Genomic DNA, 25379 nt, shown 5'->3' on the forward strand with positions numbered 1-25379 from the left:
ATGTGGCGGTCCGGGTTCTGTCGTTTCTGGGTCGTTTCCGGTGTAGTTTCCCGGGGCCGTTTCCGGGGTTCGTGCGGGCCGCGCCATCGCCTTACCGCCCCGCCCAACGTCACGCTGGCGTGACTCTCGCCGCTCGAGCGTCACGCTGGCGTGACGCTCGGCGAGGTGGCGGGCGGCGCCGGGGGCTCGGCGGCGAGGTGGCGGGCGGGGCCCGGGGGCTCGGCGGCGAGGTGGCGGGCGGCGCCGGGGGCCCGGCGGCGAGGTAAGGAGGCGGCCTGGCCGGCGGCGCGAATTTGGGATCGGTAGCCCCAACCCGAGCGCTAGTGTGACATCACCTTTCGGGCTCTAGCGAGGAGTGGGCACATGCTGGCGCGGTATATCAAGATGCAACTGCTGGTGCTGTTGTGCGGCGGCCTGGTCGGGCCGATCTTCCTGGTGGTCTACTTCGCGACCGGGTTCGGGCAGGTGCTGTCGTGGATGTTCTACGCCGGCCTGCTGATCACGGTCGCCGATGTGCTGATCGCCATCGCGATGACGTATTACGGGGCGAACGCGCAGGCCAAGTCGGAGTTCTTAGAGCAGCACGGGGTGCTGGCGCTGGCGCAGATCGTCGGGCTCACCGAGACCGGAACCCGCATCAACGACCAGCAGGTGGTCAAGGTGCGCCTGCACGTTTCGGGGTCGGGGATCACGCCGTTCGAGAGCGAAGACCGCGTCATCGCCAGCGTGACCCGGCTCGGCAACCTCACCGCGGGCAAGCTCGTCGTGCTGGTCGACCCCGCCACCAACGAATACCGAATCGACTGGGAGCGAAGCGCATTGATCAACGGGCTGGTGCCCGCCCAGTTCTCCGTCGAGGAAGACGGCCGAACCTACGACCTGCGTGGCCAGTCCGGGCCGTTGCTGGAGATTCTGCAGATCCTCAAGGCCAACAACATCCCGCTGAACCGGATGGTCGACGTCCGTTCGAATCCGGCACTGCGGCAACAGATTCAGGGGGTGGTGCGCCGGGCCGCCCAATCGCAGGCGGCGCCGCAGTCCTCGGTCGCCGACCGCCTGCAGGAACTGGACTCGCTGCGCGCCAGCGGCGCGGTCAACGACCAGGAGTACGCCAGCAAGCGCGCCCAGATCATCTCCGAGATCTGACCGCGCCGCCCTCGCGGACCAGCAGTGAGCCAACTAGAACACGTTTCAATTCCGCTGCTAACGTAACGGGCAGCGAAAGGGGAGCCGATGGCTGGATCACTGCAAGGACAGGTCGCCTTCATCACCGGGGCCGCCCGCGCCCAGGGCCGCTCGCACGCGGTGCGGCTGGCCCGCGAAGGAGTTGACATCATCGCCTCCGACATCTGCGCGCCGGTGTCGGACACCATCAGCTACCCGCCGGCCACACCGGAGGATCTGGCCGAGACCGTGCGCGCGGTCGAGGCCGAGGGGCGCAAGGTGCTGGCCCGCCAGGTCGACATCCGCGACGACGCGGCGTTGCGGCAACTGGTCTCCGACGGTGTCGAGCAGTTCGGCCGCCTCGACATCGTCGTCGCCAACGCCGGAGTGCTCGGCTGGGGCCGGGTGTGGGAGCTCACCGACGAGCAGTGGGACACCGTCGTCGGGGTCAACCTCACCGGCACCTGGCGGACGCTGCGGGCCACGATCCCGGCGATGATCGAGGCCGGCAACGGCGGTGCCATCGTGGTGGTCAGTTCGGCGGCCGGGCTGAAGGCCACCCCCGGCAACGGTCACTACGCGGCCAGCAAGTTCGGGCTGACCGGGCTGACCAACACTTTGGCCCTCGAGCTCGGTGAATACGGTATTCGGGTCAACTCCATCCACCCCTATTCCGTCGATACCCCGATGATCGAGCCGGAGGCGATGATGGAGGTGTTCGCCAAGCATCCCCGCTTCGTGCATGCGTTCCCGCCAATGCCCATGCAGTACAAGGGTTTTATGTCACCCGACGAGGTGTCCGACGTCGTCGTGTGGTTGGCCGGCCCGGGCTCGGGCACCTTGTCCGGTACCCAGATCCCCGTCGATAAGGGTGCGCTGAAGTACTGAGCGGCCGCCGTGGTATGAACACCACGTGACCAACGGAATCGTGATCGTCGGCGGCGGCCTGGCAGCCGCCCGGACCGCCGAGCAGCTGCGCCGCGCCGAATACGACGGCCCCATCACCATCGTCAGCGACGAGGTACACCTGCCGTACGACCGGCCTCCACTGTCCAAGGAGGTGCTGCGCAGCGAGGTCGAGGACACGGCTCTCAAGCCGCGCGAATGGTACGACGAGAAGAACATCACCCTGCGGCTGGGATCGGCGGCCACCGGGTTGGACACTGCGGCAAAGACTTTGACGCTGGCTGACGGATCCACCGTCGGCTACGACGAACTCGTCATCGCGACGGGCCTGGTGCCGCGGCGCATCCCGAGCTTCCCCGATCTGGAGGGCGTCCGGGTGCTGCGATCGTTGGACGAGTGCCTGGCGCTGCGCAACCACGCCACCTCGGCGAAGAAGGCGGTGGTGATCGGGGCCGGCTTCATCGGCTGCGAGGTGGCGGCCAGCCTGCGCGGCCTCGGTGTGGACGTGGTGCTGGTCGAGCCGCAGCCGACCCCGCTGGCCTCGGTGCTGGGCGAACAGATCGGCGCGTTGGTGACACGCCTGCACCGGGACGAGGGCGTCGATGTTCGCACCGGCGTGGGGGTGGCCGAGGTACGCGGCGATGGGCACGTCGACGCCGTGGTGCTCAGCGACGGCACCGAACTGCCGGCCGACCTGGTGGTCGTCGGCATCGGGTCGCACCCGGCGACCGACTGGCTCGACGGCAGCGGCGTCGAAGTCGACAACGGCGTCGTCTGTGACGAGGCGGGCCGTACCAGCGTGCCCAACGTGTGGGCGCTCGGCGACGTCGCTTCCTGGCGTGATGCGACGGGACATCAAGCGCGCGTGGAGCATTGGAGCAATGTCGCCGATCAGGCCAGGGTCGTGGTGCCGGCGCTGCTGGGCCGCGAAGTGCCGTCGGTGGTGGTCGTCCCGTATTTCTGGAGCGACCAGTATGACGTGAAGATTCAGTGTCTCGGTGAGCCGGAAGCCACCGACATCGTGCATATCGTCGAGGACGACGGGCGCAAGTTCCTGGCCTACTACGAGCGCGACGGCGTGCTGGTCGGCGTGGTCGGCGGCGGGCTGCCGGGCAAGGTGATGAAGACGCGCGCCAAGATCGCCGCCGCGACACCCATTTCCGAGATGCTGAGCTAGCCCCGCTCGCGCCCCTTCAGGACTGTCCCAGATAGAACCGCGAGCCCTGGTCGTCGGTGCATTCGGCGGACAGTCCGTACGGTTGCCGGGACGGTTCGGCCAGCACGGTGCCGCCGGCTTCGCGGACCTTGGCGACCGCGGCGTCGATGTCGGCCACCGTCCACATCGGCACCACAGCCGGACGCCGGCTGCCGCCCGCGGCGCCCGACATCGGGTGGGCATCGCGCACCGCCCAGCCGTCGTCGATGCGACCCGGTTCGAACGTCCACCCCAGCACCCGGCCGTAGAAGTCGCGGAACGCCGCGGAGTCGGCCACCTCGTAGGTGACGTAGGAGACTTCACCGGGCCCGGATCCGTTGAGCTCCGGGCGTTTGACGCCCGGGGTCGCTGCGAAGACGGCGAACGCCATGCCCTGGGAATCCGTCGCGTCCAGGACGGCGCCGTGCTCGGTTTGCCGGACCTCGCCGGTGCTGCCGCCGGCCTCTGCGATGGCGGCGCGGGCAGCGGCGAGGTCGGCGACCGCGTAGCAGCAGAACAGGGTCGGCGTGCCGGGACCGGCGAAGATCCCGGTGGGCAGGTCGGTGTTGGTCACCTGCTGCGACGCCGGGTCGTAGCTCCAACCCAGCACCTTGCGGTAGAAGGTGGCCGCGCGGTCGGCGTCGGGAACGCGCACCGAGATGTACCCGATGTCGCCGGGACGGATCGGTGTGGCCAACGGTCCGCTGAGCATCCAGCGGTGACCGAACGGGTCGATGATCGTCGCGTTGCGCGATCCGTGGTTTTCATAGATTTCGCGCACCACCTCGGCGCCGTGGGCGCGGGCCTGTCGCAGCGTCGCGTCGGTGCTCGCGACGTGCAGCATCAGGCTCACCGAAACAGCTTCCGGGGCAGGTGCTTTCAGTCCCATCTCGGGAAACTCGTCGGCCAGGTACAGCACACCGCGGCCGATTTCGAGCTCGGCGTGGCCGATTCGGCCGTCCGGCATCACGATCGGTTCACCGATCACCGCCGCACCGAAAGCTTCGGTGTACCAGGCGATTGCGGCGCGGGCATCGGCGACGCTGAGGTAGGGCAGCGCGGCCGGTCGTGGTTCGGTCAGTTCGGCGACGGCCGCGGCGGATCCGCTCATGGTGATTCCTTCCGGTAGTGCCAATGCGGTTTGCAGGCGCCGGCGCAATTGCGCCGCGAACGCCGGATCGGGTTGTACCGGAAGGTCATCGGTGCGCAGCACGTGCAGCGGGTCTTGTCGACTCATGACGTGCCTCCTTCCGGATACTCTTTCCTGAACGCTCGTTTGGCGCGGATCAACAGCGCCTCGGTGGCAGGCACGGTGCGGCCGAGCAGTTGGGCGCATTCCCCGACGGTGCAATCGTCGAGATAGCGCAGCACCAACACCGCGCGGTGTGGGTCGCCGAGACGGTTCAGCACGTTCTCGGCGACCAGCCGGTCCAGTTCGGCGTCCCAGTCGTCGAACGCGTCGGTCGGCGGCTCGGCGATCGGCTCGGGATCCTGCCGGCGCCGGTAGTGGTCGGCGAGCTTGTGCCGCGCGACGCCGAGCAACCACGGGACCGAGATCGGCGGCGGGTCGCCGCGGCGCGCCACGTCCATCGCGGCCAGGAACGTCTCGGAGGTAAGGTCCTCGGCCGTTCCCCGGTCCCGGCAGCGCCGCACGAAGTAGCCGTACACCACCGGTAGCGCCTCGTCGTACAGCGCCAACAGCGCGCCTGCGGCGTCGCCACGGTGATCCGATTGGGCGCTCACACTCTTATCGTCGCGTCAACGGCCCGAAATCCGACGCCCTGCATCCAAAAATTTTCATTGCCAGTGCACCGGCGGTCCGTGCGCGTGGCATTCGGCCAGCACCCGGTTACCGCCGCGCGGCCAACTGGCCAGCCGCACCAGGAACTTCAGCGGTGCACCGGGGCCGTCGCGGGCGGGCTCCATGGTCAGATGTGCCAACGGGGCGCGGCTGGTGGCCGCGGCGGCCAGCGCGCCGACCGCCTCTCGGATCGTTGTCTGTTCCTCGGCGGGCAGATACTGCCAGGTGACCGAATGCCACAGCACGGTCAGCGCCCCGTCGGCCAGGGTCAGCCCGGTGACGGCGGCACCGGCCGTTCGGCGTTCCAGCTGTGCGGGCACCTCGCGCGCGACCGCGATCGCGCCGCGCAACCTGCGCAGCCGCGCGTCCTGGTCGGGCCAGACATAGCTCAACACGGTCAGTTCCCCGTCGGTGCCGGTGACGTCCAGCGGGGCGATGTCGAAGCCGCGTCGTTCGACGATGCGCACCTCGCCGGCCGGGGGCAGTTCGCCGCGCCAGGCGTCTTCGAGCAGCACCGGGGAGTCCTGCGGTCCCCAGCGGCCACCGGTGAATCGGTAGTGGTAATGGTCTGCGCGCAAATTCAGGCCCGCGCTGCACCCGATCTCGAAAAGCCTTACCGGTAGCCCGAATTCGTTGGTCAGGCGGCGCAGGCCGCCGATCAGCGCGGCCGAGCGGCCCACCTCGTTGGTCTGCGGTGGCGCCGTTAGAGCCGCGCGCAGCACGCCGGCATGTTCGGCCGCCACTCGCACGATCTCGGGCCAGGCGCGCTGCGCGTCCCAGCGGCCCCCGGCACTGGGGTACCAGCGGCGCAGGTCCGCGGCCCGGCCTTCGAGCACCATCCGGTGCAGGCCGCCGAGTAACCGCAACGGCACCGCGTGGCGCGAGGGTGCGTCCTCGTAGCCGGCCAGGATGCCGGCGAACTCGCCGCCGGCCGCCACGTCGGCGGCGACCCGCTCGAACAGTTCGCCGTACATCGGCGAGCCGGAACCGGCGCAGAAGCGCCCCTGCGAGCGCAAGGTGTGCAGCAGGTGCTCGGTGCCGTGTCTGTCGCTCACCCGATCCCGTCCAGGCTGGCGCCGACGACGTCGTAGGCGGTGCCGAGTGCGGCGGGCAACGGGACCGATTCGTCGCCCAGCCAGAATTCGTATGCGCTCAGTGCCACGCCGAGCATCGTCCAGGCAACGGTCTGCGGCAGCAGGTCGGTGGCTTTGCAGTTCGTCCGGTGCGCGACGAACCCGGCGATCACCTCCCGCCACCCGGCGTACATGGTCATCGAATACGCTTGCAGCTCAGCGGTTTCCAGTATCACGCGCATCCGCTGGCGATGCCTTGCCGCTTCGCATTCGTCGAAGGTGTTGAACTCCAGCAGCGCCGTCCGCAGTGCCTCACGCAACGGAACACCAGGGTCGACGCCGTCGAGCAACTCGCGCAGCTGAGCGAGATAACTGTCGAATTCGCCCCAGGGGATCGCGTTCTTCGACGCGTAGTAGCGGAACAGCGTGCGGCGGGAGATACCGGCGGCCTGGGCGACGTCGTCGACGCTCACCTCGGCGAAGCCGCGGGCGGCGAACAGGTCGATGGCGACGTCGGCGATGTGCAACGGCGTCGTCGAGCGGCGCCGGCCGACCCGCGATTCGGGCAACATCAGCACCCGCCCTTCCATTACGGCACTCGATGCCATATTCTTGTCGACGATTGTGACCCCAACCACTCACAATGTCTATCCCCGGCTATCCCCGAGTTCAGCGAGAAAGGCAAGCGATATGGACAACGAGAACCAGACCGAGACCGAACTGGTCACCGAGATCCTCGTCGAAGAGGTTTCCATCGACGGCATGTGCGGGGTCTACTGACCGTGCCTGCGCCCGCGCGGACGGGGCGGCTCGACGTGACCGAGTTCGACCCCGACCGCGGCTGGCGCCTGCACCCGCAGGTGGCCGTTCGACCGGAACCATTCGGCGCGCTGTTGTACCACTTCGGTACCCGCAAGCTGTCGTTCCTGAAGAACCGCACCATCCTGGCGGTGGTGGAGTCGCTGGCCGACCATCTCGACGTCCGGTCCGCCTGCCGCGCCGCCGGAATAGACGATCACGAGCAGGCGCCCTATCTGCACGCCCTGGGCGTGCTGGCCCGCTCCGACATGCTGGTACCCAGGGAGACTCCATGACAGTGCCCGTCCAAGCCGCCCCAGTCCCCAGCTTGATCGAGCAGTTCGAGCACGGCCTCGACGCGCCGATCTGCCTGACCTGGGAGCTCACCTACGCCTGCAATCTGGCGTGCGTGCACTGCCTGTCGTCGTCGGGCAAGCGCGATCCGCGCGAGCTGTCCACCCGCCAGTGCAAGGACATCATCGACGAGCTGGAACGCATGCAGGTGTTCTACGTGAACATCGGCGGCGGCGAACCCACTGTGCGCCCAGACTTTTGGGAATTGGTGGACTACGCGACCGAACACCATGTCGGGGTGAAGTTCTCCACCAACGGGGTGCGCATCACGCCCGAGGTGGCCGCGCGGTTGGCCGCCAGCGACTACGTCGACGTCCAGATCTCGCTGGACGGCGCGACCGCCGAGGTCAACGACGCGGTGCGGGGCGAGGGATCCTTCGCCATGGCGTGCCGGGCCTTGGAGAACCTCGCCGCGGCCGGCTTCAAAGACGCGAAGATCTCGGTGGTGGTCACCCGGCACAACGTCGGCCAGCTCGACGAGTTCGCCGCGCTGGCCAGCCGGTACGGGGCGACGCTGCGGATCACCCGGTTGCGGCCCTCCGGGCGCGGCGCCGACGTCTGGGAGGATCTGCACCCGACCGCAGAGCAGCAGAAGCAGCTGTACGACTGGCTGGTCGCCAAGGGTGAGCGGGTGCTCACCGGCGACTCGTTCTTCCACCTGGCGCCGCTGGGTGCTGCCGGCGCGCTGTCGGGTCTGAACATGTGCGGCGCCGGCCGGGTGGTGTGCCTGATCGACCCGGTGGGCGACGTCTACGCCTGCCCGTTCGCCATCCACGACCGCTTCCTGGCCGGAAACATCCTGTCCGACACAGGTTTCGGTACCGGCTTTGCGAATGTCTGGAAGTACGCCCCGCTGTTCCGCGAGCTGCGTGAGCCGCAGTCGGCAGGTGCGTGCGGCAGCTGCGGGCACTACGACAGTTGCCGCGGCGGCTGCATGGCGGCGAAGTTCTTCACGGGTCTGCCGCTGGACGGTCCGGATCCCGAATGCGTCCAGGGCTACGGCGGCCCGGCGCTGGCAGCCGAACGCCAGACACCGCGTCCTCGTGTCGACCACTCGCGCGGCCGGCGGCTCAGTGCCCCGGTGCCGCTCACCCTCTCCGTGAGACCGCCGACCCGGCTCTGCAACGAAAGCCCCGTGTAGTCATGGCAGACCAATGGTTTGAAACCGTCGCAATCGCTCAACAACGCGCTAAGCGGCGGCTGCCGAAATCGGTCTATTCGTCTTTGATTTCCGCCAGCGAAAAAGGCGTGACGGTTGCCGACAATGTCGCGGCGTTCAGCGAACTCGGCTTCGCGCCCCACGTCGTCGGCGCGAGCGAAAAGCGGGACCTCGCAACCACCGTTATGGGACAAGACATCTCGCTGCCGGTGCTGATCTCGCCCACCGGAGTGCAGGCGGTGGACCCGGACGGCGAGGTGGCCGTCGCGCGGGCCGCTGCGGCCCGCGGCACCGCAATGGGCCTGTCGTCGTTCGCCAGCAAGCCGATCGAGGAAGTCATCGCCGCCAACCCCAAGATCTTCTTCCAGGTCTACTGGCTGGGCAGCAGGGACTCGATCGCCGAGCGGGTCGAGCGGGCCCGGCAAGCGGGCGCGGTCGGCTTGATCGTCACCACCGACTGGTCGTTCTCGCACGGGCGCGACTGGGGCAGTCCCAAGATTCCCGAGCAGATGAACCTCAAGACCACGTTGCGGATGTCGCCGGAGGCGATCTTCAAGCCGCGGTGGTTGTGGAAGTTCGGCAAGACGTTGCGACCGCCGGACCTGCGGGTGCCCAATCAGGGCCGGCGCGGCGAGACCGGCCCGACGTTCTTCGAGGCTTACGGCGAGTGGATGGGAACGCCGCCACCGACCTGGGAAGACATCGCCTGGCTGCGGGAGTTGTGGGGCGGTCCGTTCATGCTCAAGGGTGTGATGCGCGTCGATGACGCGAAAAGGGCTGTGGATGCCGGTGTTTCGGCGATCTCGGTGTCCAATCACGGCGGCAACAACCTGGATGGCACGCCGGCCTCGATCCGTGCTCTGCCGCCCATTGCCGACGCGGTCGGCGACCAGGTCGAGGTGCTGTTCGACGGCGGTATCCGGCGCGGCAGCGATGTCGTCAAGGCGGTGGCGCTGGGGGCGCGCGCGGTGATGATCGGGCGGGCGTACCTGTGGGGGCTGGCCGCGGCCGGCCAACCCGGTGTCGAGAACGTCCTGGACATCCTGCGCGGTGGCATCGACTCGGCGCTGATGGGCCTCGGGCTCTCGTCGATCCACGACCTGCGTCCCGATGACATTTTGATCCCGGACGGCTTCACCCGGGCATTGGGCGTGGGCTGAGGCGGATTGCGCGACTTGTACCACAGACTTCGACGGCGCGAAAGAGGCTGAAACGCCTAACGAAAATCGGGTCTTGAATAGGTGATACGGGCGTGGCAGTCGTGGCGAACGAGCACTGATTTTTTCCGCCAATCAAGAGGGTTGAAAAATTTTTGAATTGGTAGGGCAACAATTGGTGCACGCCAGGTTAATTCGTCCTACCATCGGCAAGTGCCAATGCTCGGCGGACTGGGAAGTGCGACGTCTAGTCAGCTATTGATATCCACCCCGTCGTCAATTTTGATTCCGTTGGGTTCCACCGAACAGCATGGCCCGCACCTGCCGTTGGACACCGACACCCGAATCGCGACCGCCGTCGCCGGCGCGATCGGTGCCCGCCTCGACTGGCCGGTGGCGCCCGCGATCGCCTACGGCGCCAGCGGCGAGCACCAGAGTTTCGCCGGAACGATCTCGATCGGCACCGAGGCTCTGGCCGCCCTGCTGGTCGAGTACGGGCGCTCGGCCACCGGCTGGACGCGGCGCCTGGTCTTCGTCAACGGCCATGGCGGCAATGTCGCAGCCCTGACCCACGCGGTCAGCTTGTTGCGGTCCGAAGGCCGCGACGCCGGCTGGTGCCCGTGTGTGTCCGGCGGCGGCGACGCGCATGCCGGTCACACCGAAACTTCGGTCCTACTGCACATTTCACCGGAGGCCGTCCGCACCGAGCGGATCCGGGCGGGCAACGACGCGCCACTGCGCGAGTTACTACCGGCGATGCGCCGGGGCGGGGTGGCGGCAGTGAGCGACATCGGCGTGCTGGGGGACCCCACCACGGCCACCGCGGTCGAGGGGAGGCGGATCTTTGCTGAGATGGTCGACGACGGTATCGGTCGTATCGCCCGGTGGCGGCCCGGGGCCGACGGGATGTTGACATGACACAAACCCGACTGCCGAACGGGTTTGCGGTGCAGGTCGATCGTCGCGTGCGGGTACTCGGCGACGGCAAGGCCCTGCTCGGTGGCTCACCGACCCGGTTACTGCGGTTGGCGCCCGCCGCGCAGAGCATGCTGTGCGACGGCCGCCTGCAAGTCCAGGACGAGGTCAGCGCCCAGCTGGCCCGCACCCTGCTCGACGCGACGGTAGCCCATCCACGGCCGGCCACCGGTCCGTCACACCGCGACGTCACCGTCGTTATTCCGGTGCGCGACAACGTAATCGGCGTGCGCCGGCTGGTGGAATCACTGCGCGGCCTGCGGGTCATCGTGGTGGACGACGGCTCGGTGCGCCCGGTGGAACTCGACGATTTCGCCGGCGTCTACTGTGACGTCGAAGTTCTGCACCACCCCCGCAGCAGGGGCCCGGCGGCCGCCCGCAACACCGGCCTGGCCGCCTGCACCACCGACTTCGTCGCGTTCCTGGACTCGGATGTGGCGCCGCGACGCGGGTGGCTGGAGGCCCTGCTCGGCCACTTCTGCGATCCCACTGTCGCGCTGGTGGCGCCGCGCATCGTCGGCCTGATGCCGACCGAGAATGTGATTGCCCGCTACGAGGCCGTGCACTCGTCGCTCGACCTGGGCCTGCGGGAGGCGCCGGTACTGCCGCACAGCACGGTGTCCTATGTGCCCAGCGCCGCGATCGTCTGCCGCACCTCGGCGATCCGCGGGGTGGGTGGCTTCGACGAGACACTGCACTCCGGAGAAGACGTCGACTTGTGTTGGCGGCTGGTGGAAGCCGGTGCCCGGTTGCGCTACGAACCGATCGCGCGGGTCGCGCACGACCATCGGACCGAATTGCGGGACTGGATCGCCCGTAAGGCCTTCTACGGTGGTTCGGCGGCACCGCTGTCGGTGCGGCACCCCGACAAGACCGCACCGGTGGTCATCTCCGGGTGGGCATTGATGGCCTGGATCCTGATGTCGCTCGGGACCGGACTGGCCCAGCTGGCCTCGATAATGGTGGCGCTGGTCACCGGTCGGCGCATCGCCAAGGCGATGCGCAGCGCCGAGACGTCACTGTGGGATGTGATCGTGGTCGCCACCCGGGGGTTGTGGTCGGCCGCGCTGCAACTGGCGTCGGCGCTGTGTCGGCATTACTGGCCGGTGGCGCTGATCGCGGCGATCGTGTCCCGGCACTTCAGGCGGGTCGTGGTGGTCGCGGCGGTGGTGGACGGTGTGGCGGATTGGCTGCGCCGGCGCGATGCGGCGGAGGACGACGCCGAACCGATCGGATTGCTGACCTTCCTGTTGCTCAAGCGGGTCGACGATCTGGCCTACGGAATCGGCTTGTGGTACGGGGTGCTGCGGGAACGCAACCTCAGCGCGCTCAAGCCGCAGATCCGGACGTAGCGGCCGGCTTGTCCGCGGTCGCCGGGCACAGCGACGTCTTGGTCGTCGGCGCCGGAAGCGCTGGTTCGGTTGTTGCCGAACGTCTTTCCACCGACCCCAGCCGCACCGTGCGGGTTCTGGAAGCCGGGCCCGGATTGTCCGATGCCGCCCTGTTGGCCCGCACCCGCAACGGGCTGCAACTGCCGATCGGGTCGGGCAGCCCGCTGGCCGAGCGTTATCTGACGACGCTGACCGATCATCCGGTGCACCGGATGCCGATCGTGCGGGGCACCACGTTGGGCGGTTCCGGCGCCGTCAACGGCGGCTACTTCTGCCGGGGCCTACCCGGCGACTTCGACGGGCTCGGGCTGCCGGGTTGGGCGTGGTCCGACGTGCTGGAGCATTTCCGTGCCATCGAGACCGACCTCGATTTCGACACTGCCGTGCACGGTGGCAGCGGGCCCATCGCGGTTCGGCGGACGTCGGAGTTCACCGGTACCTCCGATGCGTTCGTCGCAGCTGCCGAGCGTGCCGGATTCAGCTGGCTGCCGGACCTCAATGATGTTGGGCCGCAGCTACCTTCGGGTATCGGCGCGGTGCCGCTGAACATCGTCGACGGCGTGCGTACCGGCCCTGGGGCGGCCTTTCTGTTGCCGGCGCTGCGGCGCCCCAATCTGACCCTGTCGGAGCGCACCCGCGCCCTGCGGTTGTGCTTCTCCGGCGTCACCGTGGCGGGGGTCGATGCGGTCGGTCCGGACGGCCCCGTGGTTTTTACTGCTGATCGAATCGTATTGTGCGCGGGCGCGATTCGATCGGCGCAGTTGCTGATGCTGTCGGGGGTGGGGCAGGAGGCGATGCTGCGGGAGGCCGGGGTCGACGTGCGCGCGACGTTGCCGGTCGGTGCCCGGTGCAGCGATCATCCGGAATGGGTGATGCCCACCGACTGGAACGTGGCAGTGGATCGGCCGGTGCTGGAGGTGGTGCTGACCACCGCTGACGGCATCGAGATTCGGCCGTACACCGGCGGTTTCGTGGCGATGACCGGTGATGGCAGTGCCGGGCACCGGGACTGGCCGCATGTCGGTGTTGCGCTGATGCGGCCGCGGTCGCGCGGACGGATCACCCTGACCTCAGCGGATCCCGGTGTGCCGCCCCGGATCGAACATCGCTACGACAGCGAACCCGGTGACGTCGCAGACCTGCAGGCGGGTGTCGAGCTGGCTCGCGAATTATGCGGTACCGCAACGCATATCGGACCGTCGGCTTGGTCGACGTCGCAGCACCTGTGCGGCAGCGCCCCGATGGGCCGCACGGGTGATTCAAATGCTGTCGTCGACAATAAGTGTCGCGTTGTCGGCTTCGAAAACCTCTGGGTGATAGACGGTTCCGTGCTGCCGGTGGTCCCCAGCCGCGGGCCGCACGCCACCATCGTGATGCTTGCGCACCGTGCGGCGGAATTCGTTCAGGAGTAAATCTCGCCAAAGCGCGCGGCGGTCGGAAAATCAGCCGCTAGCAGCCGAGCTCTCGTAGATCGTTCCGACGCGTCCGGTCGAGGATGTGGTGGTCGCGGGTACCGCCCGTGCCGCCAGCGGAGCCGGCAGCGCCGAGACCGCTGACGCCTGAGTGTCCACTTCGACGACCTGCGCGGCGCCGGCCTGCAGCGACGGGATCGGTTGACGCGTCACCGACCCCACCGATCCCGCCGCTACTGCCGACCCCGGCGAACCCACCGACCCGAGCTGGGTGGCCGGTGTTGTCGCAGGGCCCCCCGGCCCCAACGGTCCAACAAGTGCCGTCGGCGTTGGTGCGCCGGCGGCGGGCGCCACCTGGGCGCCGTGACTGAGTACCGAGCGTCCCAGCGTCGGCGCAGGCAGGGCCGCGTCGGTCTGGATGCTTGCGACGTTCGTCGCTTCGCTCAGGCCGTACTGCTGAGCGCCGAGACCCATCAGTTCCACGAACTGGTTGTGGAAGGCCGCGGCCTGCGCGCTGATCGCCTGGAATGCCTGGGCGTGCGCCCCGAACATGGCCGCGATCGCTGCCGAGACCTCGTCCGCGCCCGCGGGTGCCAGTGCGCCCATCGTCGGACCTACCGCCATTGCGGTGGCGTCGTTGACCGCCGTACCGATATTCGCCAAATCCGTTGCCGCAGCGGCAACATAGTCTGGCGCGGCGATTACATACGACATTCCGGTCCCCCAGCTAGCTGGATAGAGTCCGCTGCCCACCTACGAACCTTGCCCCCAGGGTCAAATGCTAGCCACGGGCGCGGGGTCGCCGCGGGGTTTTCGCGAAATCCGTTCCGGCCGCCTGGCCGGGCGCGGCTACCGCCGACCGGACACGATGCGGCGGACCGGGTGCAGCCGGCGGGCTACCGCAGCGAGTAGCGAATCGGCATGTGCTTGAGCCCGCCCACGAAAGTGGTGGCGGACAGCTGGGGTTCGCCGTTGAATTCGATGGACTTCAGTCGCGGCAGCAGCTCGGAGAAGAAGCTGCTGATCTCCATCCGGGCCAGGGCCGCGCCCAGGCAGAAGTGGATCCCGTGGCCGAATGCCAAGTGCCGGTTCGGGTCTCGTGCGACGTCGAAGCGGAACGGATCGTCGAACACCTCCTCGTCGCGGTTGGCCGAGACGTAGGACAGATACACCGATTCGCCTTTGGCGATGGGGACTCCGCGCACGGTGGTGTCAGCCGTGGCGGTGCGCATGAACTCCTTGACCGGCGTCACCCAGCGGACCATTTCCTCGGTGGCCAGCGGCATCAGTTCGGGGTGGTCGGTCAAGCGCCGTAACTGATCCGGGTTTTCGATCGGCGCTCGCAGTCCACCGGAGATGGTCGCGCTGGTGGTGTCGTGACCGGCGGTGGCCACGATCACGTAGTAGGACGCGGTGTCCATGTCCGACAACGGCTCGCCGTCGATGCGGGCATTGGCGATGGCCGACGCCAGGTCCTCGGTCGGGTTGGCCCGTCGCGAGGCGGTGAGCTCGTTGAAGTAGGCGAAGAACTCGAACAGCACCTGCAGCTGCTCTTCGGGGGTGGTGCCGCGCCGGAACTCGGTGTCGTCACCGCCGAAGAGCTCCTGGGTGAGGCTGAGCATCCGGGGGAAGTCCGACTCGGGCAGACCCAGCAGCGACAAGATGACATAGAGCGGGTAGCGCTGGCCGACCTCGGTGGCGAAGTCGCATTCGGTACCGGCTTCCAGCATCTTGTCGACGTGGATCTTGGCCAGCTCGTCGACCCGTACCTTCAGCGCCCGCATCGCCTTGGGGCGAAACCAGTCCGCCCCGATGGCCCGGACCGCCCGGTGCTGCGGGTCGTCCATGTGCACGAGGGTGCGCAGTCCCATCCCGCTGTCGAGCAGCGACTGCGCCAGGTCGTCGGCCTCGGCCGGTGCCAGCAGCGGGCGGGGTGCACTGATGAACAGCTCGTTGTTGCGTTCGATCTCCATGACGTCGGCGTGCTTGGTGATCGCCCAGAACGGCCGGAACGGGGGACGATCGACCAGCGACACCGGCGCGTGTGCCCGCAGGTGGGTCATGGCCGCGTGCAGCCGCGGCTCGTCGGCGTAGGCGGTGGGGTCGGCGAAGATCTTGGCGGCGTCTTCGATGATCGGTGTGCCCATCTCTTGAGTGTCGGTCATCGGGGGTCCGTGTGGCGAGGGTCGCCGGGTGGCGGCTATGCGATCCCCGGCAGACCGTCCAGACCGAGGAGGCCGCCCGCGCCACCGGCTCCCAGGTGGCCGTTGGTGTCGGACACACCGGCGTTGCCGCCGCCGCCGCCGTTTCCGATGATCTGAGCGTCGCCGCCCTTACCGCCGTTGCCGCCGAAGCCGGCCGGTGGGCCGATGGGGACGTCGCCGCCGGCACCCCCCGCACCTCCGTTGCCGATCACCCCGGAGCGGCCGCCGGCACCGCCGTCCCCGCCTTGGCCTCCGCCGCTGTGATGGACGTCGGTATGGCCCGACCCGGTGCCGCCTTCGCCGCCGGCTCCGCCATTGCCGAAGAAGAAGCCCGCGTTTCCGCCGGCCCCGCCGTCTCCGCCGTCACCGATCTCGTTGACCCCACCGCCGACGCCGCCGGCCCCGCCTTGTCCGCCGTTGCCGCTGAAGAAGCCGCCCTCGCCCCCGGCTCCGCCCGCGCCGGCGATCATCCCGTTGCCGCCTCTGCCGCCGGCGCCACCGGCGCCGCCGAACCCTCCGCCGTTGCCGCCGGCACCGCCGGTGCCGCCCAGTCCGGCCTCGGGGTAGCTAGGGGAAGCATCTCCGCCGGCCCCGCCGGCTCCGCCGTTCGCAAACAGCCCGCCGGCCCCGCCGTGGCCGCCGGCACCGCCGTAACCGACCTGCCCGGCGGTGCCGCCCGCGCCACCAGCTCCGCCGGGGGCGAACAGCCCGCCGTTCCCCCCATTGCCACCGGTCCCCGCCGTCGCCAGGCCGGTGCTGGCGCCGAGGCCGCCGGTGCCGCCGGCGCCTCCGGCCCCGCCGAGAAATCCGCCCGCCCCGCCGTTGCCGCCGCTTCCCACGACGCCGCCGACGTTGGCCAATCCGCCGGCACCGCCGGCGCCACCGCTGCCTGCGAAGAAGCCGCCTGCGCCGCCGTTCCCGCCGTTATGGCCGGTCCAACCAGAGCCGCCCGCGCCACCGTTGCCGACCAGCCATCCGGCGTCGCCGCCGTTGGCGCCGGTTCCGGGAGCGCCGTTGGCGCCGTCACCGATCAGCGGGCGTCCGGTCAGTGCCACGCTCGGCGCGTTGACTGCGTTGAGTAGGCCCTGTTCGAGGGTCTGCAGCGGGTTGACCGCGGCGGCCTCGGTGGACGTGTACTGGCCGGCGGCGCTATTCAGCAGTTGCACGAACTGCTGATGGAACTGCTCCGCGCGGGAACTCAAACTCTGGTAGCTCTGCGCATGGGAGTTGAAAATTCCGGCGATCGCCTCCGACACTTCGTCAGCGGCGGCCGCCAGGAGATTCGTGGACGGACCCGCTGCTGCCGAGTTGGCCGCGCTGACGATCGACCCGAGGTTGGCCAGATCTGAAGCCGCGGTGATCATTTGGTCCAGACCAGCGCTCACATACGACATGTCCAACCGCCTCCCCGACTGGGATCGACTGCCCGCCGCACCGACGAGTTACGAGAATCAGACATTAACACCGCATCGGAAACTCAAATTGATTTCAAATGAAATGACGTCTGCGCCTCCTTACGGGTGCCGGCTGCGTCCAGCAGGGCTGACTTTTCCGACCGGTCCGGTGGGTCGCGCGGACGCTCCGGGGTGGCTCCGTCAGGTCGCCGGTGGCCCCCGGAGCGGGTCCGGCAACGGATTTACGCTGGTAAGGCTAGTGAGCGCGAGGGTTTCTGCCGATCGAATCAGTGTGCCGAACCGAGCGGATGGGGCTCTTTGGACGCGCAACCGTCTCGGTCGGTCGGGGATTTGGCCGCGCCGCCGATCTGAGGCATACTGTTCAGGTTGCCCAGCGCCAGGTTTGCGCCTGGACGGGCATACGACCAGCGCCCACCAGGGCGCGTCCGGTCCCATCCTTGGAGAGCGACTATTTCGGCCGCCTACAAGGCTGCGTGCGGGTGACACACCCGACCGCGGGGAGCGGATGGACCACGACAGGTAAACAGCGGCGCAGTTCCGGCGCAACGCTCGATCGGCCCTCCTCAGGGCGGCCGGTCCGCGCGCCGGGGCGCACCAGGTCCGGACCCGGGCTCGAGTGTGGAAGATGAGGTAGGAGAAGCGTGGCGGGACAGAAGATCCGCATCAGGCTTAAGGCCTACGACCATGAGGCTATTGACGCGTCGGCGCGCAAGATCGTCGAGACCGTCGTACGCACTGGGGCCAGCGTCGTAGGACCGGTGCCGCTGCCGACAGAAAAGAACGTGTACTGCGTCATCCGCTCACCGCATAAGTACAAGGACTCGCGGGAGCACTTCGAGATGCGCACGCACAAGCGGCTGATCGACATCCTCGACCCGACGCCGAAGACCGTTGACGCGTTGATGCGCATCGATCTGCCGGCCAGTGTCGACGTCAACATCCAGTAGGGGATCGGCGAAGCAAATGGCGAGAAAAGGCATTCTGGGTACCAAGCTGGGCATGACGCAGGTATTCGACGAGAACAACCGAGTCGTGCCTGTCACGGTGGTCAAGGCTGGACCGAACGTGGTGACCCGCATCCGCACCCCGGAGCAGGACGGGTACAGCGCGGTGCAGCTGGCGTACGGCGAGATCAGCCCGCGCAAGGTGAACAAGCCGGTGACCGGTCAGTACGCGGCCGCGGGCGTCAACCCGCGCCGGCACCTGGCCGAGTTGCGGCTGGACGATGCGGCGGCAGCGGCCGAGTACGAGGTCGGCCAGGAGCTGACGGCGGAGATCTTCGCCGACGGCGCCTACGTCGACGTGACCGGCACCTCCAAGGGCAAGGGCTTCGCCGGAACCATGAAGCGGCACGGTTTCCGCGGCCAGGGCGCCAGCCACGGTGCCCAGGCGGTGCACCGCCGGCCGGGCTCGATCGGCGGATGTGCTACTCCGGCAAGGGTGTTCAAGGGCACCCGGATGGCCGGGCGGATGGGCAACGACCGGGTCACCGTGCAGAACCTGGTGGTGCACAAGGTCGATGCCGAGAACGGCGTGCTGCTGATCAAGGGTGCGGTCCCCGGCCGCACCGGCGGACTCGTCGTGGTCCGCAGCGCGATCAAGCGAGGTGAGAAGTGATGGCGCTCAAGATCGACGTCAAGACGCCGGCAGGAAAGGTCGAAGGCTCCATCGAGCTGCCGGCCGAGCTGTTCGACGCTCCGGCGAACATCGCGTTGATGCACCAGGTGGTCACCGCGCAGCGCGCGGCCGCCCGGCAGGGTACGCACGCGACGAAGACCCGCGGCGACGTCAGCGGCGGTGGCCGTAAGCCTTACCGGCAGAAGGGAACCGGCCGCGCCCGCCAGGGTTCGACACGGGCCCCGCAGTTCACCGGTGGTGGCACCGTGCACGGTCCGCAGCCGCGCGACTACAGCCAGCGCACGCCCAAGAAGATGATCGCCGCCGCATTGCGGGGCGCGTTGTCGGACCGGGCGCGCAACGGACGCATCCATGCGGTCACCGAGCTGGTGGAAGGTCAGACGCCCTCGACGAAGAGTGCCGCGGCGTTTCTGGCCACGCTGACCGATCGCAAGCAGGTCCTGGTGGTCGTCGGCCGCAGCGACGAGGCCGGCGTGAAGAGTGTGCGCAACCTGCCCGGTGTGCACATCCTGCCGCCGGACCAGCTCAACACGTACGACGTGTTGCGGGCCGACGACGTGGTGTTCAGCGTGGAGGCGCTCAACGCCTACATCGGCTCACACACCGGAACCGCGACCGCCGAGGAGGTTTCGGCCTGATGACGACCATCGCTGACCCCCGCGACATCATCCTGGCGCCGGTCATCTCGGAGAAGTCCTACGGACTGCTCGACGACAACGTGTACACCTTCGTGGTGCACCCCGATTCGAACAAGACGCAGATCAAGATCGCTGTCGAGAAGATCTTCGCCGTCAAGGTCGCATCGGTGAACACCGCGAATCGGCAGGGCAAGCGCAAGCGCACCCGCACCGGTTACGGCAAGCGCAAGAGCACCAAGCGCGCGATCGTGACGCTGGCGCCGGGCAGCAAGCCGATCGACCTGTTCGGAGCACCGGCCTAAGCGCCGCGCGCGAGAGAAAGATCTGATTAGACATGGCAATTCGCAAGTACAAGCCGACGACTCCCGGTCGCCGTGGCGCGAGCGTGTCGGACTTCGCCGAGATCACTCGCTCGACCCCGGAGAAGTCTCTGGTACGCCCGCTGCACAGCAAGGGCGGGCGTAACGCGCACGGCCGCATCACCACCCGGCACCAGGGCGGTGGCCACAAGCGTGCCTACCGGGTGATCGACTTCCGTCGCAACGATAAGGACGGCGTCAACGCCAAGGTCGCGCACATCGAGTACGACCCGAACCGCACGGCAAGGATTGCACTCCTGCATTTTCTTGATGGCGAGAAGCGCTACATCATTGCGCCGAACGGCCTTTCGCAGGGCGACATCGTGGAGTCGGGTGCCAACGCCGACATCAAGCCCGGCAACAACCTGCCGCTGCGCAACATCCCGGCCGGCACCCTGGTGCACGCCGTGGAGTTGCGCCCCGGCGGCGGAGCGAAGCTGGCGCGTTCGGCCGGCTCCAGCATCCAGTTGCTCGGCAAGGAAGCCACTTACGCCTCGCTGCGCATGCCCAGCGGTGAGATCCGCCGCGTCGACGTGCGCTGCCGCGCCACCGTCGGCGAGGTCGGCAACGCCGAGCAGGCAAACATCAACTGGGGCAAGGCCGGTCGTATGCGGTGGAAGGGCAAGCGCCCGTCCGTCCGCGGTGTGGTGATGAACCCGGTCGACCACCCGCACGGTGGTGGTGAGGGTAAGACCTCCGGCGGTCGTCACCCGGTGAGCCCGTGGGGCAAGCCGGAGGGCCGCACCCGCAACCCGAACAAAGCCAGCAACAAGCTCATTGTCCGACGCCGGCGCACCGGCAAGAAGCACGGCCGGTAGGAGTAACCAACCATGCCACGCAGCCTGAAGAAGGGCCCGTTCGTCGACGACCATCTGCTCAAGAAGGTCGACGTGCAGAACGAGAAGAACACCAAGCAGGTCATCAAGACCTGGTCGCGTCGTTCGACCATCATTCCGGACTTCATCGGCCACACCTTCGCGGTGCACGACGGCCGCAAGCATGTTCCGGTGTTCGTCACCGAGTCGATGGTGGGTCACAAGCTCGGCGAGTTCGCCCCGACGCGCACCTTCAAGGGACACATCAAGGACGACCGGAAGAGCAAGCGGCGATGACTACCACTACCGAATATCCGTCGGCGACCGCCAAGGCGCGGTTTGTCCGGGTGTCGCCTCGCAAGGCGCGCCGGGTGATCGACCTGGTGCGTGGCCGCTCGGTGACCGACGCGCTCGACATTCTGCGCTGGGCGCCGCAGGCGGCCAGCGAGCCGGTGGCCAAGGTGATCGCCAGTGCCGCGGCCAACGCCCAGAACAACAACGGACTCGACCCCGCCACTCTGGTGGTCGCGACGGTGTACGCCGACGAGGGCCCGACGGCCAAGCGCATCCGGCCGCGTGCCCAGGGGCGTGCCTTCCGGATCCGCCGCCGCACCAGCCACATCACCGTGATCGTGGAGAGCCGGCCGAGCAAGGACCAGCGTTCTTCGAAGTCCGCACGGACCCGGCGCGCCGAGGGCAGCAAGGCCGCCACCAAGGCCGGGCCGGCTTCCGGCGCCAAGAAGGCCGCTACCAAGGCGCCCGCGGCCAAGAAGGCCGCACCCGAGGCCAAGACGTCTGAGGCTGCGCAAGCGAAGGGAGGCTCAGACTAGTGGGCCAGAAGATCAATCCGCACGGCTTCCGGCTGGGCATCACCACCGACTGGAAGTCGCGCTGGTACGCCGACAAGCAGTACGCCGAGTACGTCAAGGAGGACGTCGCGATCCGGCGTCTGCTGTCCACCGGACTGGAGCGCGCCGGCATCGCCGACGTGGAGATCGAGCGGACTCGCGACCGGGTTCGGGTGGACATCCACACCGCACGCCCGGGCATCGTCATCGGCCGTCGCGGCACCGAGGCCGACCGCATCCGCGCCGACCTGGAGAAGCTGACCGGCAAGCAGGTTCAGCTCAATATCCTCGAGGTGAAAAACCCTGAGTCGCAAGCACAATTGGTGGCCCAGGGCGTCGCGGAGCAGCTGAGCAACCGGGTGGCGTTCCGCCGGGCGATGCGCAAGGCCATCCAGTCGGCCATGCGTCAGCCGAACGTGAAGGGCATCCGGGTGCAGTGCTCGGGCCGCCTCGGCGGCGCGGAGATGAGCCGCTCGGAGTTCTACCGCGAAGGCCGGGTTCCGCTGCACACGCTGCGTGCCGACATCGACTACGGCCTCTACGAAGCCAAGACCACCTTCGGCCGGATCGGCGTGAAGGTGTGGATTTACAAGGGCGACATCGTCGGCGGTAAGCGTGAGCTGGCCGCCGCCGCGCCGGCCGGCGCCGACCGTCCGCGTCGCGAACGTCCCTCGGGCACCCGCCCGCGTCGCAGCGGTGCCTCGGGCACCACGGCGACGGGCACCGACGCCGGCCGCGCCGCCGGTGGTGAAGAGAGCGCAGCGACGCCCGCGGCAGACAGTGCAGCCGCGGCGCCCGCCGAAGCGCAGAGCACGGAGAGCTGAATCATGTTGATTCCCCGTAAGGTCAAACACCGCAAGCAGCATCACCCCCGGCAGCGTGGCATCGCCAGCGGCGGCACCACGGTGAACTTCGGTGACTACGGCATTCAGGCCCTCGAGCACGCCTACGTCACCAACCGGCAGATCGAGTCCGCTCGTATCGCCATCAACCGGCACATCAAGCGTGGCGGCAAGGTGTGGATCAACATCTTCCCGGACCGTCCGCTGACCAAGAAGCCCGCCGAGACCCGGATGGGTTCGGGTAAGGGTTCGCCGGAATGGTGGGTTGTCAACGTCAAGCCGGGCCGGGTGCTCTTCGAATTGAGCTACCCCAACGAGCAGACCGCTCGGGCGGCACTCACCCGTGCGATCCACAAGCTGCCGATCAAGGCACGCATCGTTACCCGAGAGGAGCAGTTCTGATGGCAGTGGGAGTTTCCCCTGGCGAACTGCGTGAGCTCACCGACGAAGAGTTGCAGGAGCGGGTTCGCGAGTCCAAGGAAGAGCTGTTCAACCTGCGCTTCCAGATGGCGACCGGCCAGCTGAGCAACAACCGCCGGCTGCGTGTCGTGCGCCAGGAGATCGCGCGCGTCTACACCGTGCTGCGCGAAAGAGAGCTGGGTTTGGCATCCGGGCCGGACGGTTCCGATGTTGCCGACGAGAAGGACGCGTGAAGGAATCGTGATGGCAGAGGCTAAGACTGACGCGAAGAAGGCCACGGCATCCAAGGCGGCGGACGGCGCGCCGAAGGAGAAGGGCCCCAAGAACACTCCGGCCACACCCAAGCCCCGTGGCCGTCGTAAGACGCGCATCGGCTACGTGGTGAGCGACAAGATGCAGAAGACGATCGTCGTCGAGCTCGAAGACCGCGTTCGGCACCCGTTGTACGGCAAGATCATTCGGACCACCACGAAGGTCAAGGCGCACGACGAGAACGGCATCGCCGGCATCGGCGACCGCGTCTCGCTGATGGAGACGCGTCCGCTGTCGGCGACCAAGCGCTGGCGGCTCGTCGAGATTCTCGAGAAGGCCAAGTAGCTATCGGCGCGGGCCGATAAGGTCGGCGCGCAGGTTGTGCAGGAAGCTGCGCAACCTTTCCCGGGTGGCGTTTTCGGGGTCGCTGAGTCGTAGCTGCAGCAGTTCGCGGCCGGCGGCGTAGAGGATCCGAGCGGTGAATTCGGGATCGTGCAGATCCGGGTTGCTGCGTAGTAGTTCGGCGGTCAGGAATTCCCGCACCAGTTCCTGGGATTGAGCCAGCCGGGTATGCAGTTCCGGCGGCGCGCCCTGCGGTGGGAACAAGAACAACCGCCACGTCGCCGGATGGGTGTCCACGGCGGCCAGCACGCCGTCGAGTGCGCGCACCAACGTCTGATTCTGTGCGCTGGGCTCGCCCAGGCCGCTGATCGCCTCGAAGAACTGTCCGCCGGCGCGCCCGGCTTCCCGGTCGATCAACGCGACGAACAGGCCCGCCGGCCCACCGAACTGCTGGTAGATCAATGATCGGTTGATACCGGCTGCCGCGGCGACACGGTTCGGTGTCGCGGCATGAAACCCTTCGGCGTCCACGATGGCGTGGGTGATGTCAAGGATCTGCTCACGCCGGCTTTCGGCGGTCATGCGCCGCTTCGGCACATCCTTAGTGGCGGGAGTCACGCTTGACAGCATAACTAACACTTTGTGAGTATTGCTCACAACTTGTCATTTACGTCAGGGGTTTCTTGATGGTCGCGTATTTCCCGGAGCTCGCCCAGCGGGTCGCAAGCCAGCGCGAGTTGCAGCCAGATCTCTACGGCGACATCAACTTTGACGAACACCCGTACCGCCTGACCGAGGATCCCGAGGACAAGTCGGCGCTGCCCCGGTGGGTGGGCGACCGTGAGTCGATCCTGCAGGACGACCGCATCCGCGAATTGATGGAAACGGCCACCATGCTCGGCGACGTCGTGGCGGACCCGTATGCGGCCCTGATGAGCCGCTACAGCGTGGCGGAGCTGATCGACATGCTCAAGACGGCCTGCCGGCAGGGCATCGAGGCGGTGCCCGACGCGCCGGACGAGTTGCGGGCGTTCCTCGCCGCCATGGAAGCCACCCCGGACTGGATCAACCTCGACCTGGTGGAGGAGGGCGCCCGGAGCGCGCGCATCGCCGCGGCGCTGCTGGCCCACTTCATCACGCGCGGTGCCTTCATCGCGACCTTCACCAACACCTACGCCGCGCTGCCGATGGGCCTGACCGGTGCGCTCTCGGGTCGCCGCGCCGCACGGCGGGTCAACGAGACGGCCAGCTTCTTCGCGGTCACCACCCTGCCCGGCGCGCTGCAGCGCTTCGGCCCGGGGTTCGAGGCGGCCGCGATGGTCCGGTTGATGCACTCGATGGTCCGGTACAACGCGCTGAAGAAGTCCGAAAAGTGGGACACCGCCATTTATGGAGTGCCGGTCCCGCAGGTCGACCAGATGCCGGCCGGGATGATCGGGCAGTATCTGACCTCGCAGCAGGTGTTGCGGCAGGGGCGCACGGAGTTCAACGACGAGGAACGGGCGCTGGTCGAATTCGGGCGCTACCGCTGCTTTCTGCTCGGTCTGCCGGAGGAGTTGCTGCCCACCACGCCCGTCGACACCGTGCATGTCATGCACGCCCGCGCCGCGATGCTGCGCGACGGCTTCGATTCGGTGTGCCGCGAACTCGTCGACTCCACGATGGACGCCTACCTGCGGCCCGACACCACGTTGTTCGACCGGGCGGCCGAGGCGGTCGAGAAGAGCTACAGCAAGGAGACTTTCGTGCGGGCGTTCTGCAACGGCGACCGCGCCGTCGCCGCCGGCATGGGTGTCTCGATCGGGCTGGCGGATCGGGTGCGCATCGCGCTGACCGGACCGTTCATCGCCGGCCGGTTCCTGGCGGTCAACCGCGCCGCCCGGATCCCGGCACTGCGTCAGATCGTCGACGCGTACATCATCAGGCTGCTGAAGCTCCGGTTGGCGACCTACGGCAAGCCCGAATTCACCAGTGACTCAGCGCATTACACGCCGATCGCGGGCTGAGGGCAGGCGGCAGGCGGCAGTGTCAGGCAGCGCCGGGCCCAACCGGCCGGCGCGGGCCTCCCCCGATCGGGGGAGCGCGAATCAACCTGATTCGGCCGGATCGGTGGAGTCCGCGGCACGCGTGACGGCAGTAACTTGGGCGTCAGCGATTCGCGCGTCCCGCGGGTCGAGCAACCATGACGTAGATTCCGGGTCCCACGGAGTGCACCTGCTGC

30 protein-coding genes and 1 pseudogene are annotated in these 25379 nt (G+C 68.1%); 22 read left to right on the top strand and 9 right to left on the bottom strand.

Annotated elements, in window-relative coordinates:
* Positions 1–363: 363 nt before the first annotated feature.
* From MKCMC460_RS06290 to MKCMC460_RS06300, 3 genes are all read left to right on the top strand, one after another.
* On the top strand, positions 364–1146 hold the full coding sequence (locus MKCMC460_RS06290) for an SHOCT domain-containing protein (RefSeq protein WP_236981117.1): 783 nt from the start codon (positions 364–366) through the stop codon (positions 1144–1146).
* Positions 1147–1233: 87 nt separating this feature from the next.
* The gene (locus MKCMC460_RS06295; protein WP_238305410.1) at positions 1234–2052 is read left to right on the top strand and encodes a mycofactocin-coupled SDR family oxidoreductase; all 819 of its coding nucleotides are present in this window, start codon (positions 1234–1236) and stop codon (positions 2050–2052) included.
* 25 nt (positions 2053–2077) lie between these two features.
* Positions 2078–3247 (top strand): NAD(P)/FAD-dependent oxidoreductase, encoded by a 1170-nt coding sequence (locus MKCMC460_RS06300; protein ID WP_238305411.1) that lies wholly within the window; start codon positions 2078–2080, stop codon positions 3245–3247.
* Positions 3248–3263: 16 nt separating this feature from the next.
* Here MKCMC460_RS06300 and MKCMC460_RS06305 read toward each other — a convergent pair whose 3' ends face one another.
* From MKCMC460_RS06305 to mftR, 4 genes are read right to left on the bottom strand one after another with little or no spacing between them, the layout of a single operon-like run.
* Positions 3264–4502, bottom strand: a complete 1239-nt coding sequence (locus MKCMC460_RS06305) for a VOC family protein (protein WP_236981125.1) — start codon at positions 4500–4502, stop codon at positions 3264–3266.
* On the bottom strand, positions 4499–5008 hold the full coding sequence (locus MKCMC460_RS06310; RefSeq protein WP_236981126.1) for an RNA polymerase sigma factor: 510 nt from the start codon (positions 5006–5008) through the stop codon (positions 4499–4501). Before MKCMC460_RS06310 ends, MKCMC460_RS06305 begins: the two co-directional genes overlap by 4 nt.
* A gap of 54 nt (positions 5009–5062) precedes the next feature.
* Complete coding sequence (locus tag MKCMC460_RS06315) at positions 5063–6121, bottom strand: DUF2332 domain-containing protein (protein ID WP_236981128.1); 1059 nt, start codon at positions 6119–6121, stop codon at positions 5063–5065.
* The gene (mftR, locus tag MKCMC460_RS06320; protein ID WP_236983815.1) at positions 6118–6711 is read right to left on the bottom strand and encodes a mycofactocin system transcriptional regulator; all 594 of its coding nucleotides are present in this window, start codon (positions 6709–6711) and stop codon (positions 6118–6120) included. Before mftR ends, MKCMC460_RS06315 begins: the two co-directional genes overlap by 4 nt.
* A gap of 118 nt (positions 6712–6829) precedes the next feature.
* Here mftR and mftA point away from each other — a divergent pair, with 118 nt between their 5' ends.
* From mftA to mftG, 7 genes are all read left to right on the top strand, one after another.
* Entirely contained in the window at positions 6830–6919 is a 90-nt protein-coding gene (mftA, locus tag MKCMC460_RS06325) for a mycofactocin precursor MftA (protein ID WP_236981137.1), read from the top strand.
* Positions 6904–7233 (top strand): mycofactocin biosynthesis chaperone MftB, encoded by a 330-nt coding sequence (gene mftB / locus MKCMC460_RS06330; RefSeq protein ID WP_236981139.1) that lies wholly within the window; start codon positions 6904–6906, stop codon positions 7231–7233. Before mftA ends, mftB begins: the two co-directional genes overlap by 16 nt.
* Positions 7230–8432, top strand: coding sequence for a mycofactocin radical SAM maturase (mftC, locus tag MKCMC460_RS06335; protein WP_236981149.1), 1203 nt, complete (start codon positions 7230–7232; stop codon positions 8430–8432). Before mftB ends, mftC begins: the two co-directional genes overlap by 4 nt.
* Positions 8433–8434: 2 nt before the next feature.
* A complete protein-coding gene (gene mftD / locus MKCMC460_RS06340) occupies positions 8435–9610 on the top strand; it encodes a pre-mycofactocin synthase MftD (protein WP_238305412.1) in 1176 nt (391 codons plus the stop codon).
* 216 nt (positions 9611–9826) lie between these two features.
* A complete protein-coding gene (mftE, locus tag MKCMC460_RS06345; protein WP_236983816.1) occupies positions 9827–10525 on the top strand; it encodes a mycofactocin biosynthesis peptidyl-dipeptidase MftE in 699 nt (232 codons plus the stop codon).
* The gene (mftF, locus tag MKCMC460_RS06350) at positions 10522–11934 is read left to right on the top strand and encodes a mycofactocin biosynthesis glycosyltransferase MftF (RefSeq protein ID WP_236981151.1); all 1413 of its coding nucleotides are present in this window, start codon (positions 10522–10524) and stop codon (positions 11932–11934) included. The genes mftE and mftF overlap by 4 nt, the downstream gene beginning before the upstream one ends.
* Positions 11935–11942: 8 nt before the next feature.
* Positions 11943–13385, top strand: coding sequence for a mycofactocin system GMC family oxidoreductase MftG (mftG, locus tag MKCMC460_RS06355; protein ID WP_236981153.1), 1443 nt, complete (start codon positions 11943–11945; stop codon positions 13383–13385).
* A 30-nt stretch (positions 13386–13415) separates the two neighbouring features.
* Here mftG and MKCMC460_RS31360 read toward each other — a convergent pair whose 3' ends face one another.
* The 4 genes and pseudogenes from MKCMC460_RS31360 to MKCMC460_RS31690 all read right to left on the bottom strand — a co-directional run bounded on the left by MKCMC460_RS31360 (position 13416) and on the right by MKCMC460_RS31690 (position 17518).
* Positions 13416–14099: a PE domain-containing protein gene (locus MKCMC460_RS31360; protein ID WP_255731245.1), complete on the bottom strand. Its 684-nt coding sequence runs from the start codon at positions 14097–14099 to the stop codon at positions 13416–13418.
* Between the two features lie 182 nt (positions 14100–14281).
* Positions 14282–15532 (bottom strand): cytochrome P450, encoded by a 1251-nt coding sequence (locus MKCMC460_RS06365; RefSeq protein ID WP_238305962.1) that lies wholly within the window; start codon positions 15530–15532, stop codon positions 14282–14284.
* A gap of 53 nt (positions 15533–15585) precedes the next feature.
* On the bottom strand, positions 15586–16983 hold the full coding sequence (locus MKCMC460_RS31365) for a PE family protein (protein ID WP_264890813.1): 1398 nt from the start codon (positions 16981–16983) through the stop codon (positions 15586–15588).
* A 287-nt stretch (positions 16984–17270) separates the two neighbouring features.
* A pseudogene (locus MKCMC460_RS31690) lies at positions 17271–17518 on the bottom strand (hypothetical protein).
* 127 nt (positions 17519–17645) lie between these two features.
* Here MKCMC460_RS31690 and rpsJ point away from each other — a divergent pair.
* Genes rpsJ through rpsQ form a run of 11 tightly spaced genes read left to right on the top strand, consistent with a single transcriptional unit; the run spans position 17646 to position 23161 of the window.
* Positions 17646–17951 (top strand): 30S ribosomal protein S10, encoded by a 306-nt coding sequence (gene rpsJ, locus MKCMC460_RS06375; RefSeq protein ID WP_003873519.1) that lies wholly within the window; start codon positions 17646–17648, stop codon positions 17949–17951.
* A gap of 16 nt (positions 17952–17967) precedes the next feature.
* Entirely contained in the window at positions 17968–18621 is a 654-nt protein-coding gene (gene rplC / locus MKCMC460_RS06380) for a 50S ribosomal protein L3 (RefSeq protein ID WP_236981155.1), read from the top strand.
* Positions 18621–19280 carry a 50S ribosomal protein L4 gene (gene rplD, locus MKCMC460_RS06385; RefSeq protein WP_236981157.1) on the top strand — a complete coding sequence of 220 codons (660 nt, stop codon included), beginning with the start codon at positions 18621–18623 and terminating at the stop codon, positions 19278–19280. Before rplC ends, rplD begins: the two co-directional genes overlap by 1 nt.
* Positions 19280–19582: a 50S ribosomal protein L23 gene (gene rplW / locus MKCMC460_RS06390; protein ID WP_180916934.1), complete on the top strand. Its 303-nt coding sequence runs from the start codon at positions 19280–19282 to the stop codon at positions 19580–19582. The genes rplD and rplW overlap by 1 nt, the downstream gene beginning before the upstream one ends.
* 32 nt (positions 19583–19614) lie before the next feature.
* Complete coding sequence (gene rplB / locus MKCMC460_RS06395; protein WP_180916935.1) at positions 19615–20457, top strand: 50S ribosomal protein L2; 843 nt, start codon at positions 19615–19617, stop codon at positions 20455–20457.
* Between the two features lie 12 nt (positions 20458–20469).
* Positions 20470–20751 carry a 30S ribosomal protein S19 gene (rpsS, locus tag MKCMC460_RS06400; protein ID WP_011739061.1) on the top strand — a complete coding sequence of 94 codons (282 nt, stop codon included), beginning with the start codon at positions 20470–20472 and terminating at the stop codon, positions 20749–20751.
* Entirely contained in the window at positions 20748–21284 is a 537-nt protein-coding gene (gene rplV, locus MKCMC460_RS06405) for a 50S ribosomal protein L22 (RefSeq protein ID WP_236981159.1), read from the top strand. Before rpsS ends, rplV begins: the two co-directional genes overlap by 4 nt.
* Positions 21284–22126 (top strand): 30S ribosomal protein S3, encoded by an 843-nt coding sequence (gene rpsC / locus MKCMC460_RS06410; RefSeq protein WP_236981161.1) that lies wholly within the window; start codon positions 21284–21286, stop codon positions 22124–22126. The genes rplV and rpsC overlap by 1 nt, the downstream gene beginning before the upstream one ends.
* 3 nt (positions 22127–22129) lie before the next feature.
* Positions 22130–22546 carry a 50S ribosomal protein L16 gene (gene rplP / locus MKCMC460_RS06415; protein WP_047313519.1) on the top strand — a complete coding sequence of 139 codons (417 nt, stop codon included), beginning with the start codon at positions 22130–22132 and terminating at the stop codon, positions 22544–22546.
* Entirely contained in the window at positions 22546–22797 is a 252-nt protein-coding gene (gene rpmC, locus MKCMC460_RS06420; RefSeq protein ID WP_238305413.1) for a 50S ribosomal protein L29, read from the top strand. The genes rplP and rpmC overlap by 1 nt, the downstream gene beginning before the upstream one ends.
* Before the next feature lie 7 nt (positions 22798–22804).
* Positions 22805–23161: a 30S ribosomal protein S17 gene (gene rpsQ, locus MKCMC460_RS06425; RefSeq protein ID WP_238305414.1), complete on the top strand. Its 357-nt coding sequence runs from the start codon at positions 22805–22807 to the stop codon at positions 23159–23161.
* On the opposite strand, the gene MKCMC460_RS06430 is transcribed toward rpsQ, so the two are convergent.
* A complete protein-coding gene (locus tag MKCMC460_RS06430; protein ID WP_236983817.1) occupies positions 23162–23740 on the bottom strand; it encodes a TetR/AcrR family transcriptional regulator in 579 nt (192 codons plus the stop codon).
* Positions 23741–23844: 104 nt separating this feature from the next.
* On the opposite strand from MKCMC460_RS06430, the gene MKCMC460_RS06435 reads away from it, so the two are divergent.
* A complete protein-coding gene (locus MKCMC460_RS06435; protein ID WP_236981169.1) occupies positions 23845–25164 on the top strand; it encodes an oxygenase MpaB family protein in 1320 nt (439 codons plus the stop codon).
* Positions 25165–25379 lie beyond the last annotated feature (215 nt).

The organism is Mycobacterium sp. 20KCMC460 (assembly GCF_022179425.1).
In the GTDB taxonomy this organism is placed as follows: domain Bacteria; phylum Actinomycetota; class Actinomycetes; order Mycobacteriales; family Mycobacteriaceae; genus Mycobacterium; species Mycobacterium kiyosense.

Bases quoted from the DNA above. Each gene is read 5' to 3' on its own strand.
- MKCMC460_RS06290 (WP_236981117.1), top strand. From the start codon at position 364: ATGCTGGCGCGGTATATCAAGATGCAACTGCTGGTGCTGTTGTGCGGC.
- MKCMC460_RS06295 (WP_238305410.1), top strand. From the start codon at position 1,234: ATGGCTGGATCACTGCAAGGACAGGTCGCCTTCATCACCGGGGCCGCC.
- MKCMC460_RS06305 (WP_236981125.1), bottom strand. From the start codon at position 4,502: ATGAGTCGACAAGACCCGCTGCACGTGCTGCGCACCGATGACCTTCCG.
- mftR (WP_236983815.1), bottom strand. From the start codon at position 6,711: ATGTTGCCCGAATCGCGGGTCGGCCGGCGCCGCTCGACGACGCCGTTG.
- mftA (WP_236981137.1), top strand. From the start codon at position 6,830: ATGGACAACGAGAACCAGACCGAGACCGAACTGGTCACCGAGATCCTC.
- mftC (WP_236981149.1), top strand. From the start codon at position 7,230: ATGACAGTGCCCGTCCAAGCCGCCCCAGTCCCCAGCTTGATCGAGCAG.
- mftD (WP_238305412.1), top strand. From the start codon at position 8,435: ATGGCAGACCAATGGTTTGAAACCGTCGCAATCGCTCAACAACGCGCT.
- mftE (WP_236983816.1), top strand. From the start codon at position 9,827: ATGCTCGGCGGACTGGGAAGTGCGACGTCTAGTCAGCTATTGATATCC.
- mftF (WP_236981151.1), top strand. From the start codon at position 10,522: ATGACACAAACCCGACTGCCGAACGGGTTTGCGGTGCAGGTCGATCGT.
- MKCMC460_RS31360 (WP_255731245.1), bottom strand. From the start codon at position 14,099: ATGTCGTATGTAATCGCCGCGCCAGACTATGTTGCCGCTGCGGCAACG.
- MKCMC460_RS06365 (WP_238305962.1), bottom strand. From the start codon at position 15,532: ATGGGCACACCGATCATCGAAGACGCCGCCAAGATCTTCGCCGACCCC.
- MKCMC460_RS31365 (WP_264890813.1), bottom strand. From the start codon at position 16,983: ATGTCGTATGTGAGCGCTGGTCTGGACCAAATGATCACCGCGGCTTCA.
- rplC (WP_236981155.1), top strand. From the start codon at position 17,968: ATGGCGAGAAAAGGCATTCTGGGTACCAAGCTGGGCATGACGCAGGTA.
- rplD (WP_236981157.1), top strand. From the start codon at position 18,621: ATGGCGCTCAAGATCGACGTCAAGACGCCGGCAGGAAAGGTCGAAGGC.
- rplW (WP_180916934.1), top strand. From the start codon at position 19,280: ATGACGACCATCGCTGACCCCCGCGACATCATCCTGGCGCCGGTCATC.
- rplB (WP_180916935.1), top strand. From the start codon at position 19,615: ATGGCAATTCGCAAGTACAAGCCGACGACTCCCGGTCGCCGTGGCGCG.
- rpsS (WP_011739061.1), top strand. From the start codon at position 20,470: ATGCCACGCAGCCTGAAGAAGGGCCCGTTCGTCGACGACCATCTGCTC.
- rplV (WP_236981159.1), top strand. From the start codon at position 20,748: ATGACTACCACTACCGAATATCCGTCGGCGACCGCCAAGGCGCGGTTT.
- rplP (WP_047313519.1), top strand. From the start codon at position 22,130: ATGTTGATTCCCCGTAAGGTCAAACACCGCAAGCAGCATCACCCCCGG.
- rpmC (WP_238305413.1), top strand. From the start codon at position 22,546: ATGGCAGTGGGAGTTTCCCCTGGCGAACTGCGTGAGCTCACCGACGAA.
- MKCMC460_RS06430 (WP_236983817.1), bottom strand. From the start codon at position 23,740: ATGACCGCCGAAAGCCGGCGTGAGCAGATCCTTGACATCACCCACGCC.
- MKCMC460_RS06435 (WP_236981169.1), top strand. From the start codon at position 23,845: ATGGTCGCGTATTTCCCGGAGCTCGCCCAGCGGGTCGCAAGCCAGCGC.